General features: G+C 43.1%; 13 protein-coding genes. 1 reads left to right on the forward strand and 12 read right to left on the reverse strand.

From position 1 onward, the window contains the following. Window positions 1-9 precede the first annotated feature (9 nt). Both ACN6MY_RS22425 and ACN6MY_RS22430 read right to left on the reverse strand, forming a co-directional pair. The gene (locus ACN6MY_RS22425) at window positions 10-1,380 is read right to left on the reverse strand and encodes a bifunctional metallophosphatase/5'-nucleotidase (protein WP_419882120.1); all 1,371 of its coding nucleotides are present in this window, start codon (window positions 1,378-1,380) and stop codon (window positions 10-12) included. Between the two features lie 155 nt (window positions 1,381-1,535). Continuing rightward, window positions 1,536-2,381, reverse strand: a complete 846-nt coding sequence (locus ACN6MY_RS22430) for a DUF72 domain-containing protein (protein WP_419882121.1) — start codon at window positions 2,379-2,381, stop codon at window positions 1,536-1,538. Between the two features lie 262 nt (window positions 2,382-2,643). Here ACN6MY_RS22430 and xylB point away from each other — a divergent pair, with 262 nt between their 5' ends. Next, complete coding sequence (xylB, locus tag ACN6MY_RS22435; protein WP_419882122.1) at window positions 2,644-4,146, forward strand: xylulokinase; 1,503 nt, start codon at window positions 2,644-2,646, stop codon at window positions 4,144-4,146. Between the two features lie 131 nt (window positions 4,147-4,277). On the opposite strand, the gene sufB is transcribed toward xylB, so the two are convergent. The 10 genes from sufB to ACN6MY_RS22485 all read right to left on the reverse strand — a co-directional run bounded on the left by sufB (window position 4,278) and on the right by ACN6MY_RS22485 (window position 13,499). After that, complete coding sequence (sufB, locus tag ACN6MY_RS22440) at window positions 4,278-5,675, reverse strand: Fe-S cluster assembly protein SufB (RefSeq protein WP_419882123.1); 1,398 nt, start codon at window positions 5,673-5,675, stop codon at window positions 4,278-4,280. A gap of 194 nt (window positions 5,676-5,869) precedes the next feature. Then, window positions 5,870-6,307, reverse strand: coding sequence for a Fe-S cluster assembly sulfur transfer protein SufU (sufU, locus tag ACN6MY_RS22445; protein ID WP_090988859.1), 438 nt, complete (start codon window positions 6,305-6,307; stop codon window positions 5,870-5,872). Continuing rightward, a complete protein-coding gene (locus ACN6MY_RS22450) occupies window positions 6,297-7,526 on the reverse strand; it encodes a cysteine desulfurase (RefSeq protein WP_419882124.1) in 1,230 nt (409 codons plus the stop codon). Before ACN6MY_RS22450 ends, sufU begins: the two co-directional genes overlap by 11 nt. Further along, window positions 7,526-8,833, reverse strand: a complete 1,308-nt coding sequence (gene sufD, locus ACN6MY_RS22455; RefSeq protein WP_419882125.1) for a Fe-S cluster assembly protein SufD — start codon at window positions 8,831-8,833, stop codon at window positions 7,526-7,528. Before sufD ends, ACN6MY_RS22450 begins: the two co-directional genes overlap by 1 nt. Window positions 8,834-8,847: 14 nt before the next feature. Beyond that, a complete protein-coding gene (gene sufC, locus ACN6MY_RS22460; RefSeq protein WP_419882126.1) occupies window positions 8,848-9,633 on the reverse strand; it encodes a Fe-S cluster assembly ATPase SufC in 786 nt (261 codons plus the stop codon). A 424-nt stretch (window positions 9,634-10,057) separates the two neighbouring features. Then, window positions 10,058-10,210, reverse strand: coding sequence for a hypothetical protein (locus ACN6MY_RS22465; protein ID WP_170846122.1), 153 nt, complete (start codon window positions 10,208-10,210; stop codon window positions 10,058-10,060). 243 nt (window positions 10,211-10,453) lie between these two features. Next, window positions 10,454-10,816 carry a carboxymuconolactone decarboxylase family protein gene (locus tag ACN6MY_RS22470; RefSeq protein WP_071351294.1) on the reverse strand — a complete coding sequence of 121 codons (363 nt, stop codon included), beginning with the start codon at window positions 10,814-10,816 and terminating at the stop codon, window positions 10,454-10,456. Window positions 10,817-10,934: 118 nt separating this feature from the next. Next, window positions 10,935-11,774: a MetQ/NlpA family ABC transporter substrate-binding protein gene (locus ACN6MY_RS22475; protein WP_419882127.1), complete on the reverse strand. Its 840-nt coding sequence runs from the start codon at window positions 11,772-11,774 to the stop codon at window positions 10,935-10,937. A 29-nt stretch (window positions 11,775-11,803) separates the two neighbouring features. Further along, window positions 11,804-12,472, reverse strand: coding sequence for a methionine ABC transporter permease (locus ACN6MY_RS22480; protein WP_419882128.1), 669 nt, complete (start codon window positions 12,470-12,472; stop codon window positions 11,804-11,806). Beyond that, complete coding sequence (locus ACN6MY_RS22485; RefSeq protein WP_419882129.1) at window positions 12,462-13,499, reverse strand: methionine ABC transporter ATP-binding protein; 1,038 nt, start codon at window positions 13,497-13,499, stop codon at window positions 12,462-12,464. The genes ACN6MY_RS22480 and ACN6MY_RS22485 overlap by 11 nt, the downstream gene beginning before the upstream one ends. Between the last annotated feature and the right edge of the window lie 81 nt (window positions 13,500-13,580).

Raw genomic sequence — 13,580 nt, forward strand, 5'->3', positions numbered from 1 at the left:
GCTGATGATTTATTTTAAAGGAAACATTTTTTTCAATTTCCATTCAAGGATATCTCTCATAAATTCAGGCAGAAGATATTCTTTTTGCTCTGTTCGCTTTAAATGCGGAAAAAAGTAACCGAACGTAAACATATCAGGAAGCGCCAGGCTGTATCTGCCTGTTGGATTCAGTTTTACTCCATTAATCATGATTTCTTTAGGAGAAATAAATTCAATTCCTTCATAAAGCATGATTCCCATCATTTTGCCCCGGAAGCCGAATCCTTTCACCTGTATATGCGGCCATTCTTCATTCATGGACTGCATCAGAATTTCTTTCAATTCACTGCCCGACAGCTCTGCAATGCAGGGATTGATCGGGTGTGGACAAATCCGGTGAATGTCGCCTTTTGTAACATCACCTGCAGGCAGGCCGTCCAAAAGCAGGCCGGCATTTACAAAAGCACAATCCGCCTTTGTCCACTCTTTCAGTGATTCACACATTATCAGCGAAAGCGAAGAGGATTCGAACCATTTATTTTCCAAAGGATATGGCAGTGTTACACACTTTTCCTGAAGCAGGCCTTCCCCTTTTTTATTAATTTCCTCAATATATGATGATTCCAAAGGATCGGCGGGCAAAGTATTGGTATCGTAAAGCTGTGCTGTCTTGCGGGTCACACGGCGGTCATCGGAAACAGCCAAGTCTGCCTGGCCAATATAATAGCCAAATTTGCCGCCGCCGCACAGCAGGGTATTATTGATAGTTTTTCCTTCATGAAGTATATGATGAGTATGAGCACCTAAAATGACGTCGATTTCAGGATGTTCTTCTGCAATTCTTTCATCATCATGAATGCCTAAGTGTGAAAGCAAGACGATGACATGTGCTTTATCTTTTATTTCATCGAGCTGTTTTTTTAACTCCTCATAAGGGTCGGTGATATCCCAGCCCAATGCAGAATAGAATTTTTGAAAATAGGCTGTCAGCCCGATTAAAGCAATTTTCGTTCCCATTCTTGTTGTATGGATGCTATAAGGTTTGGCCCATGCTGGACGATCGCCATTTTTTTTGTAAATGTTGGCCGCTAGCACCTTAAAGGAAGCAGCCTCGTACAAAGAGTCCAGGTCATTGTGAGGAAGTGTGATTCCTTCGTTGTTTCCTATGGCAGCATATTGATAGCCTGCAGCATTTAGAAGTTCTACGTTCCCCTTTCCCATTGTGCCTTCCGTGAAAGGATGCCACCGGTCTACATGGTCTCCAATATCCATGATCAGGCACTCTTCCCCTGCATCGTGGTGCAGCTTCTTTCTTTCCTTCAAAAATGATTCAATCCTGGGCCAGTTTTCAAAATGGCTGTGAAGATCATTTGTATGATAAATATGTATATTCTCTGACACATGAATTACCCCATTTCCTGCCAGATAGTAAATGCCAATGTTTACATGTATTTTATGGCTGATGTGCGGAACTCCGCCTACGCTACAATCATACCACCCTGGCTGTTTCCAGAAAAGAGAACCGTTCTATTCATTATTTCCTTTAGTTGCTTGCGTTAAAACAAATCAAGCTGCTTTGGAGCAAGCCCCATATAGGTAAGGCCAAGAAGGTCAATCATTTCTTTGGCATTGCCGGCAGCATCTCCGCCAGAATTGTTATTGAACAGCACGTAAACATCCTTACTTTCCTTTTGCAGGAGTTTAATTTTACTTGCCCATTCCTGAAGCTCCTGTTTATTATAGCGGTACAAATAGCGGACCTCTCTCCAATTTCCTGAAGACGGCTTGTTCCAGCCATAAACGTTCCTGCCATGAAAACGGACCAGTGCTGCATCCGGATTGGTGGACTGAAGAACAATAGGCACAGAACCTTCACCTGCCTGCGGTTCATCACAAACAGTGTGGATCCAGCCTTTCTCCTTCATAAAAGCTAGGGTTTTGTCATACATAGGCGGCAGGAACCATGTATTATTGCGGAACTCCAGAGCCGATGGAATGCCGTTCATCTCCTGTTTGCACCAGCGCAGGTAATCCACATTCTCCTTGCTGCAGTCAAACCATGGCGGAAACTGAAAAAGAACCATACCCAGCTTTCCTGCCTCCCTATAAGACTTTAAGGATTCCCTGAACGCAGCAAACATATCACTTTTATTCGGAAATGGATTTTCACCCCGCTGGTGACCTGTCATCCCTTGATAAGCCTTCACAATAAACCGAAAAGACTCCGGTGTGTCGCGAACCCACTTATCTGTATTCCGCTTAGGCTGAACCGCATAAAAAGAAGCATCCACCTCAACAGCAGGAAAATGCGAACCATACACCTTCAGCTTATCCCGCCCAGCCACCTCCCCGGAATACAAAGAATCATGATCCCCCCATCCTGTCACACCCACATAAATCATAATGCTTGCCCTCCTTTTGGGGTCAGACCCCATTTCCCGAGTATTTCCCTTTGTATCTTCTACCCTATTTTTCAGGCTTTAAATCAGGAGAAAGTCCGGTTTGATCAGGTTCCTCGATTTTAACTTTTTTGCGGGAAATGGGGTCAGACCCCATTTCCCAGTTCATTTCCCATTGTTGGTATAATGGTTTGTATGATTGATTTTGAATGCAGGTTCATATTTATAGCGTGCCCGCTATTTATTTTATTTAGGAGGCTTAAAGATGAAGTATGTGATTGGAGTTGACTTGGGTACAAGTTCTGTGAAGGTTATTCTGGTTGATCAGGATGGGATTGTGCAGAATTCAGCCACTAAGGAATATCCTCTTATACAGCCTGAACCCGGGTATAGTGAACAAGATCCCGAGGAGTGGGTGGAGAAGACCATCCAGGCATTGAAACAGCTTATGGATGAAGGAGGGGCCAAGCCTCAGGATATTGAAGGAATGAGCTTTTCAGGCCAAATGCATGGCCTTGTTTTATTAGATAAAAATCATAAGGTCATCCGAAATGCGATTCTTTGGAATGACACCAGAACTACTCCGCAATGCAGGGAAATAGAACAAAAAATGGGCAGCAGGCTTATGGACATTGCCAAAAATCCTGCTCTTGAAGGGTTTACGCTGCCTAAGCTTCTCTGGGTGAAGGAGCATGAACCAGAGAATTTTGAAAATACCGCCGTTTTTTTGCTTCCGAAGGATTATCTCCGTTTCCGTCTGACAGGCAGCCTTCAAAGCGAGTATTCTGATGCATCGGGAACACTTTTGCTTGATATTGAAAATAAAGCCTGGAGCATGGACATTATCCGCACTTTTGAGCTTCCTGCTGATATTTGCCCTCCTCTAGTAAATTCTGGGGATCATACAGGAGATATACTTCCTGAAATTGCAATCGTTACAGGTCTTTCTCCAGCAGTAAAGGTGTTCGCCGGCGGCGCTGACAATGCTTGCGGTGCAATTGGCGCAGGCATACTGTCAGAAGGCAAGGCGCTATGCAGCATCGGAACTTCCGGCGTATTTTTATCTTATGAAGGAAATACCACCAGAAGCTATGACGGAAAGGTGCACTTGTTCAATCATGGAGAAAAGGATGCCTGCTATAGCATGGGTGTCACTCTCTCTGCAGGACACAGCCTAACCTGGTTCAAAAATACATTTGCAGAAAATGAAAGCTTTGATGAACTGATTGAAAAAGCTTCTTCATCACCAATCGGAGCAAACGGCCTATTATTTGCACCATACCTTACCGGTGAAAGGACACCACATGCGGATGCAAAAATCAGGGGCACTTTCACTGGGATTGACACCACACATAAAAAACGTGATTTCACCCGTGCTGTGCTGGAAGGCATTGTCTTTTCCATTAATGAAACAGTTGAGATTTTCCGCAATTACGGCAAAAAAATTGATATCGTGGTCTCTACTGGCGGCGGGGCTAAAAATGAGCTATGGCTGCAGATTCAAGCAGATATTTTTAATGCTAAAATCATTAAGCTGAAAAGCGAACAAGGACCTGCAATGGGGGCCGCTATGCTTGCTGCAGCTGGTTTAAAGTGGTTTTCATCCCTTAAGGAGTGTGCAGAGTGTTTTACCTCATCAGATGCCGTTTATGAGCCAATACCAGATAATGTCCTGCGCTATCAGGAACTTTTCCAGCTTTATAAAAAGATCTATCCGCATACAGCAGCAATAAATCACGGATTATTTGATTTTAAATCAAATCAGTAACCCTCCCCCAAAACATACAGATTTTAGGAACCAAAAAGTTATGCCCGGTTAATCATACTGAATTCCACGCAAAAAAGCTGCCATTAAGATCCATGAAGATGATCTTAATGACAGCTTTTTTAATAAAAAAATTATCCGATAGAGCCTTCCATTTCGAACTTGATCAAACGGTTCATTTCAACCGCATATTCCATTGGAAGTTCTTTTGTGAATGGTTCAATGAAGCCCATGACGATCATTTCTGTTGCTTCCTGTTGAGAAACTCCGCGGCTCATCAGATAGAATAACTGCTCTTCTGAAACCTTGGAAACCTTTGCTTCATGCTCAAGGGAAATGTTGTCGTTAAGAATTTCATTGTAAGGGATCGTATCAGAAGTAGACTGATTATCCATGATTAATGTGTCGCACTCGATGTTAGCACGTGCGCCATCTGCTTTGCGGCCGAAGTGTACAATTCCTCGATATGTCACTTTTCCGCCATGCTTGGAGATGGATTTAGACACAATTGTTGAAGATGTGTTTGGTGCAAGGTGGGTCATTTTTGCTCCAGCATCCTGGTGCTGCCCTTTTCCTGCAATTGCAATGGAAAGGGTCATGCCGCGGGCGCCTTCGCCTTTTAGGATGACTGCAGGATATTTCATGGTTAACTTAGAACCAATGTTTCCGTCAATCCATTCCATTGTTGCATTTGCATCACACACAGCACGCTTAGTAACCAGGTTATAGACATTGTTCGCCCAGTTCTGGATTGTTGTATAACGGCAGTATGCATCCTTCTTGATTATGATTTCAACTACTGCACTGTGAAGGGAGTTCGTTGTGTAAACCGGTGCTGTACAGCCTTCTACATAATGAACATGTGCGCCTTCATCAACAATGATCAGCGTACGTTCGAATTGTCCCATGTTTTCTGAGTTGATCCGGAAGTAGGCTTGAAGCGGCGTATCCACTTTGATGCCCTTTGGCACGTAAATGAATGAGCCTCCGGACCAGACAGCAGAATTCAATGCTGCGAATTTATTATCTGTAGGAGGAATGGTTTTTCCAAAGTGCTCGCGGAAAAGCTCTTCATTTTCTTTAAGAGCGGAATCAGTGTCTTTAAAGACAATGCCCATTTCTTCAAGATCTTCCTTCATATTGTGATAAACAACTTCCGATTCATACTGTGCAGAAACACCAGCTAGATATTTTTGCTCAGCTTCAGGAATTCCCAATTTATCGAAGGTTTGTTTAATTTCATCAGGAACTTCATCCCATGACTTTTCGGATTTCTCAGATGGCTTAACATAATAGGTGATTTCATCAAAGTTTAAGCTCATTAAGTCTCCGCCCCATTGAGGCATAGGCATTTTATAAAAATGCTCCAGAGATTTAAGACGGAAATCAAGCATCCATTGCGGTTCTTCTTTCATGCGTGAGATTTCTTCAACGATTTCTTTGGTAAGTCCCCGTTTTGAACGAAAAATCGACACATCGCGATCTGCAAAACCATATTTATAATCACCGATTTCAGGCATTTTCTTAGCCATAGTTCATATTCCTCCATTTCATAAATGGATGAAGCGTTTCGCTTAAAAAGGCCAGGCGCCAGCTCAGCCGCGGCAAGCATAAGGCCCCTTAAACAGATGGCACTTATGGCCTCGAGGGGCTGGGCGCTGGGTTAAGAAAGCCGAGACGGCCTTTCTTATCTTTTTAAGAAACCAAACGCTTCAAACTTCATTTATCAATTTTCTTCCTGCAAGCCTTTTTCCATTGCTTTCCAAGCCAGGGTGGCGCATTTGATTCTTGCAGGGAACTTGGTAACTCCTTGAAGGGCTTCCATGTCTCCCAAGTCAACGCCGTAGTCATCATATTCTTTACCCTGAACCATGTTAGAAAAAGAACCCGCGAGCTTTAAAGCTGTATCTATATCTTTTCCTTTAATCGTCTGAGTCATCATAGAAGCGGAACTCATAGAGATTGAACAGCCTTCTCCGTCAAACTTAATGTCACTTACCTTCCCGTCTTCCACTTTCATGGTTAAACGAATACGGTCGCCGCAAGTAGGGTTGTTCATATCAATAGTCAGGCTTCCATCCTCAAGTGTACCTTTATTGCGAGGATTTTTGTAATGATCCATGATGACTTGCCGGTAGAGTGTATCTAAGTTATTAAAAGACATTGCTGAAATACTCCTTTGTTTTGACGAGCCCTTCTACAAGCTTATCAATGTCTTCCTCTGTATTGTAGAGGTAAAAACTGGCTCTGGCCGTGGCTGAAACATCAAGCCATTTCATAAGCGGCTGTGCACAGTGATGTCCTGCCCTTACAGCAATTCCTTCAGCGTCAAGGACGGTTGCCACATCATGCGGATGGACATCTCCAATATTGAAGGTGACAACGCCAGCACGCTGTTTAGCATCCATTGGGCCATAAATCTGCAGGCCTTCAACCGCGGACATTTTCTCAAGGGCGTATGCAGCCAGTTTATGCTCATGCGCTTCTATATGTTCAAGCCCGATTTCTTCCAGGAAATCGATGGCGGCGCCGAGTCCGATGGCTCCGGCAATAATCGGCGTACCGCCTTCGAATTTCCATGGAAGTTCTTTCCAGGTAGAGTCATATAGGCCTACAAAGTCGATCATCTCGCCGCCGAATTCAATGGGCTCCATATTTTCCAGAAGCTCTTTCTTTCCATATAAAACGCCAATTCCAGTGGGGCCAACCATTTTATGTCCTGAAAATGCGAAGAAATCACAATCCAGGCTGCGGACATCCACTTTAAGATGCGGTGTGCTTTGAGCTCCATCTACTACCATTATAGCACCATTGTCATGGGCAATCTGAGCAATTTGCTTAACAGGATTAATTACACCCAAAACATTGGACACTTGCATAATGGAAACGATTTTGGTTCTGCTCGTCACTGTTTTCCTGACATCTTCCAGGGAGATGGTGCCATCCTGCTGAAGCGGAAGGTATACCAGTGAAGCACCGGTTTCTTTGGCAACCTGCTGCCAAGGGATGATGTTACTGTGGTGCTCCATATAGGAGATTACAATTTCATCACCCTCGGACAAGTTTGCTTTTCCATAGCTTCTAGCCACTGTGTTCAAGGCAGTAGTCGTTCCTCTTGTAAAAATGACTTCTTCGGCAGAAGCTGCATTAATGAATTTCCGAACCTTTTCACGAGCCCCTTCATATGCATCTGTTGCTTTTGTTCCAAGTGTATGGACTCCGCGATGGACGTTGGAATTATATTCGCGGTAGTACTTATCAATTGACTCAATTACAGCTGATGGCTTTTGGGAAGTGGCTGCACTGTCAAGGTATACCAATGGGTTGCCATTCACTTCCTGATCTAAGATAGGGAAATGCTTGCGAATTTCGTATGGATTCATTACTTAACTTTCCTTTCGATTACCTCAACCAATTGCTTCTTAACTCCTTCAACAGGAAGTTCATTAACAACCGGCGCAAGGAAACCATGGATTACGAGCCTTTCCGCCTCTTGCTTCGGAATTCCGCGGCTCATTAAATAGTAAAGCTGGACTGGGTCAACGCGGCCAACCGAAGCTGCATGTCCTGCAGTAACATCATCTTCATCAATAAGAAGAATAGGGTTTGCATCTCCGCGTGCCTTTTCGCTTAACATAAGAACTCTTGATTCTTGTTCAGCATTTGCTTTTGTTGCACCATGCTCTATTTTACCGATTCCGTTAAAAATGGCAGACGCACTGTCTTTCACGACGCCATGCTTTAATATATACCCTTCAGAGCGAAGCCCGTGATGAATAATGGAAGTTGTAAAGTTCTGTTTTTGTTCACCGCGGCCTACAGTAACCATTTTTGTATCTCCGAATGATCCATCTCCCATAAGGTAAGTGGTGTTCTCAGAAATGGTATTGCCGTCATTCATTAATCCGAGAGCCCATTCAATCCGTGCGTCGCGCCCTGCCACTCCGCGGCGGTTTACATACGTTGTATAGCCTTTTGACAGGGTATCAACCGCACCATAAGCCACTCGTGCATTATCATTTGCAAAAACTTCGGTTACGATGTTTGCGATTCCCTGCCTGGATTCGACAGTGGAAATGTAGTTTTCTACATATGTCACTGAGCTGTTGCTTTCGGCCACAATCAATACATGATTGAATAATGCAGCCTCAGCATGATCAACCAGGAATACTGCCTGCATCGGTTCCTTAATTTCCACGTTCTTGGGAACATAAAGGAAAGAACCGCCGTTAGCCAAAGCAGCATGCAAAGCTGCCAGGCGGTGCTCATCTGCTTTAACACCATTCTTCATATAATATTTTTCGACAAGATCGCTGTGGTCGCGGGCTGCTGTGAAAATATCAGTGAAGATGACACCCTGCTCCTTCAATTCATCAGAAAGCCTTGAAAACGCAGCGGTATTGTTCCGCTGGATGTACAGGTTTTTGCTTTCTTCAAGATGCACCAGGTTTTTCACGCTTTCTGGAAGGTCTTCCAAAGAAGCAAAAGCTTCACTTTCTACAATGTGTTTGCTGAAAGAAGTGAAATTCCATTTATCAATCTTTGTTTTATCAGGTTTTGGCATTGGAAGCGCATCAAGACCGGCAAGTGACTTGGTCCTGAGCTCCAAAAGCCAGGAAGGTTCATTATTTTGTTTAGAGAAGGAGCTGATGTACTCCTGATCAAATGGTAGTTTTGTTTCGGTAGTCATTCCAATCCCCCTACTTACGCTTCTTGGCCGACAGTTTCGTCTTCAATGCCTAATTCTTGCTTAATCCAATCATAGCCCTCTGCTTCCAGGCGATGTGCCAGTTCAGGACCTCCAGATTTAACAACGCGGCCCTGCATCATGATGTGGACAAAATCAGGAGTGATGTAATTCAGCAGGCGCTGGTAGTGAGTGATGATCAGGCAGCCAAAATCCTCGCTGCGCATTTTATTGATCCCTTTGGAAACAACTTTAAGAGCATCGATATCCAAGCCGGAGTCGATTTCGTCAAGAATGGCAATTTTAGGCTCAATCATCATTAATTGAAGAATTTCATTGCGTTTCTTTTCCCCGCCGGAAAACCCTTCATTAAGGTAACGCTGAGCCATGTCTTCATCCATTTCAAGAAACTCCATTTCTTTGTCCATTTTGCGGATGAACTTCATTAATGAAATTTCATCGCCTTCTTCGCGTCGGCTGTTAATCGCAGAACGCAGGAAGTCCGCGTTTGTTACACCGCTGATTTCACTTGGGTACTGCATGGCAAGGAAAAGGCCGACTCTTGCTCGCTCGTCAACTTCCATTTCAAGAACGTCTTCCCCGTCAAATGTAATGCTTCCGCTTGTTACTTCATATTTAGGATGTCCCATGATTGCTGAAGAAAGAGTAGATTTACCTGTACCATTCGGACCCATGATTGCATGGATTTCTCCGCCCTTCACTTCAAGGTTAACCCCTTTTAAAATTTCTTTTCCATCGATTGATACATGCAGATCTTTAATCGTTAAAGTTGAACCTGACATTTTCATACCTCCGTAAACTAATATCCTAATAATAGACTGAAAAATTACGCATTTTTCCTTCTATTTATTTCAAAAGTGATTCTCAATTTATTCTCATTACAATCTTATATCAAATGAAATCTGGAAGCAACTAATAAAGAGGGATTTTCACTGTATCCCCTAATATCACCGCACAGCACTTCTATGTTAGGAAGAAAGCATATTTCATTAGTTTTCCGCTTCCTTCCATATTATAGCATCTCTTCATATTGCTTTATTCATTCGAGCACTTTCTCATCCTGTTCTTCTTCCTCAAAACAGGGGCCTATTCAATAAAAAACCCGCGTTGCATAAAAGTTTAAGAAATCAAGCATACATTCTTCTTGATTCGCTCACCATTATCTCCGCGGGAGGCAGTCATATTTAATTTTCCTTTAAAAAACCATTAAGAATGAATTCTTCGATTAAGATGATTCACTAACAGATTGCCTTGTTCATAATCTTTCTCTCTTCGTTTCTCGACCTGGATCCGGGTATCCAATCTCCTGCTGTATTCGCTGTAGCCAATTCCATGTGATTGCTGCATAGCCTTTTCCATTTCACCTGTTACTTGTAAATCTAGAGAGTTGATAATGAATCAATCCTTTCATCTTTTATAGAACAGCTTAATTTTAACATAAGTGAAAATCATTGTTCAAAGTCCTTATACCCTTATGAAAATGGGTTAAAACTTATCCTATAGGCTTTGCCCAGGAAAATCGCTGCCAGATGGAGGATTGCTCCAAATACCCTCTGATTGCTTATGCATACAGAAATACTCTTAACTCTTTTGAATTCGTTATTAATGAAATTCCGATAATTCCTGGATCGTATCCTGTACAAGGGTAACTGCCTGGCTCATTACCGCTCCCCCGCCAAATGCAGCCGTTACGCCAATTGCTTCATGAATCTCCTGCTCACTGGCCCCCTGGTCAAGACATCCTTTAACATGATAAATGATGCAATACTCATCTTGTGTATATAGGCTTATCCCAAGTGCAATCAGCTGTTTCTCTTTTTGAGAAAGCGCGCCTGCCTGGAAACAGGCTTCAGTAAATGCATTGAATTTGCTGCCGAGCTCAGGCATTTTTTCCAGAAATACTCCGATTCCGGTTTTATAATCATGAAGTACACTTTCAGTTACATTCCTGGGTTCATTATTCAAATGCTTTCATCTCCTTGTTTCATTTTCCTTCATAGTATGGACGGTTAATGGCCAACTATGCAGGAACAGCTGGAGGGCAGCATATAAAAAGCGGCCCATTATAGGCCGCTCCGCTTACTTATTTATCTACAGGCAATACAGCGCCTTTATAAGTTTTCGTGATATAATCCTGGATTTCTTTAGAATGCAGAACTTCAACTAAAGTTTTGATGTCTTTTCTGTTTTTATCGCCTTTGCGGACCGTGATGATATTAACATAAGGGTTATCCTTGCCTGATTCAACCGCAATTGGATCATGTACCGGGTCTAAGCCTGCATCCAGTGCATAGTTTGCATTGATGACTACAGCATCGCCCTGATTCTTTTTGTACACCTGAGGCAATAAACCTGCTTCAATATTCGGCTGGAATTTTAATTTTTTAGGATTTTCCACAATATCCTTTATAGTTGCATCAGTTTTCTTCACACCCGGCTTCAGCTTAATAAGTCCATTTTGCTGGAAGATGGAAAGAATGCGGCCTTCATCTGCCACTGCGTCCCTCATGATGATTGTTCCGCCTTTTGGAAGATCCTGAAGTTTTTTATATTTCTTCGAGTAGATGCCGATTGGCTCAATATGAATTCCGCCGGCGTTTTCAAATTTATAGCCTTGGTCCTTCATTTGTGATTCCATGTAGGGGATATGCTGGAAATAGTTAGCGTCAATTTCTTTATTGTCAAGTGCTTTATTAGGAAGAATGTAATCCTGGAATACTTTAATTTCAAGATCCACACCTTTTTTCTTCAAGAGAGGCTTTGCCTGTTCCAATATTTTAGCATGGGGAATATTTGAAGCCCCCACAATCAGTTTCTTATCATCAGAGCCTGACTTCCCGCTATCGCTTGTTCCGCAGGCTGTAAGCCCTAATGCCAGTGCCGCCGAAGCCGCAAAAGCTGCAAACCACTTTTTCTTTTTCATTGTGTATTCCTCCAGATTTCATTTTATTTTTATCTTTTATCCAATTTGGATGAAATAATGTCTCCAATAAACTGAATGATAAATACGATGATTAATATGGTGATTGTAGCAACAAAAGTAACATCATTATTACTCCGCTGAAATCCCTGCAAATATGCAAGGTTCCCAAGCCCTCCTGCTCCAATTGCCCCGGCCATCGCAGTATAGCCGACTAGGGCTATTGCAGTTACAGTAATGCCGGAAATAAGCGCCGGCATGGATTCAGGCAGCAGCACCTTAAAGATGATTGTACTTGTTTTTGCACCCATTGATCTTGCTGCTTCCACCACACCTTTATCAACCTCGCGAAGCCCGATTTCCACCATTCTGGCGTAAAAGGGAGCTGCTCCAATAATTAAGGCTGGCAATGCCGCCTCAGGACCCAGCATAGTCTTCACCAAAAACAGGGTAAATGGAATCAGCAAAATAATCAGGATGATAAAAGGAATGGAACGGAAAATGTTGACCACTGCGGAAATAAGGACATTGATTGCTTTATTTTCCCACATTTGACCTTTTGAAGTCAGAAACAAAAGTGTTCCAAGCAAAATGCCTAAAATAAATGTAGCAACCAATGAAAAACCAGTCATGTATAAGGTTTCTTTCGTTGCTGCCCACATATCTGCCCAAACCACATTTGGAAGTAAATCAGTCAGCATTTGATATCACCTCCACGCCTACCTGCTGCTCATTTAAATAAGTTATCGCACGGGTGATTTCATCGCTTTTTCCATCAACATGTATGAACAGAGTGCCATAAGGGCCATTTTGCGTATGCGATATTTTCCCCTGGAGGATATTAACATCGATATTGAAGTTTCGGATTAGCCCGGTAATGAGCGGACTTTCTGTACTTTCGCCTATAAACGTTAACTGTATGACCTTGCCCTTTGGATAGCGGACTCCAATATGATCCAATACGGGTTTTGTTTCCTCCGGTTCTGTGACCTGCTGGACAAAACGTTTGGTAATTTGCGCCGTTGGCTTTCGGAAAACCTCCAGAACAGGTCCCTGCTCCACAACCCTGCCGCCTTCCATTACGGCAACACGATGGCAGATTTTGCGGATGACATGCATTTCATGCGTAATCAAAACAATGGTAAGACCTAGCCTTTTATTGATATCGACGAGCAATTCCAGGATGGAATCAGTAGTCTGGGGATCAAGTGCTGAAGTCGCTTCATCACATAAGAGCACCTTGGGATTGTTGGCAAGCGCCCTTGCAATGCCGACACGCTGCTTTTGTCCGCCGCTTAGCTGCGAGGGATATGCACGCTCTCTCCCTTCAAGGCCGACCAGATTAATAAGCTCGCTGACCCTTTCTTTTCTCTTATTTGCCGGGACGCCTGCAATTTCCAGGGGAAAGGAGATATTCTCTTCGACAGTCCTTGACCATAATAGATTAAAGTGTTGGAAAATCATGCTTATTTCCTGCCTTGCGTTTCGAAGCTCCGAGCCCTTTATTCGGGAAATCTCTCTGCCTGCTACAAGAACCGAGCCTTCAGTCGGCCTTTCAAGGCCGTTCAGCATCCGGATCAGCGTACTTTTCCCGGCACCGCTATAGCCGATAATCCCAAAAATTTCTCCTTTGTCAATTGAGATATCTACAGAATCAACAGCTTTTATAGGTTCGCCTTTCGCAAGGCTGGATTTAAATAGCTTACTTACTTTCGATACAGTTATCATTGAATCCACCTCTTATCCGTATAAGCCTATGAACATAGTAAACTTTTGCTCATCATGTATCCATCTACAATATATCATTGC

Source organism: Peribacillus sp. B-H-3 (assembly GCF_048572925.1).
Taxonomy (GTDB): Bacteria; Bacillota; Bacilli; order Bacillales; family DSM-1321; genus Peribacillus.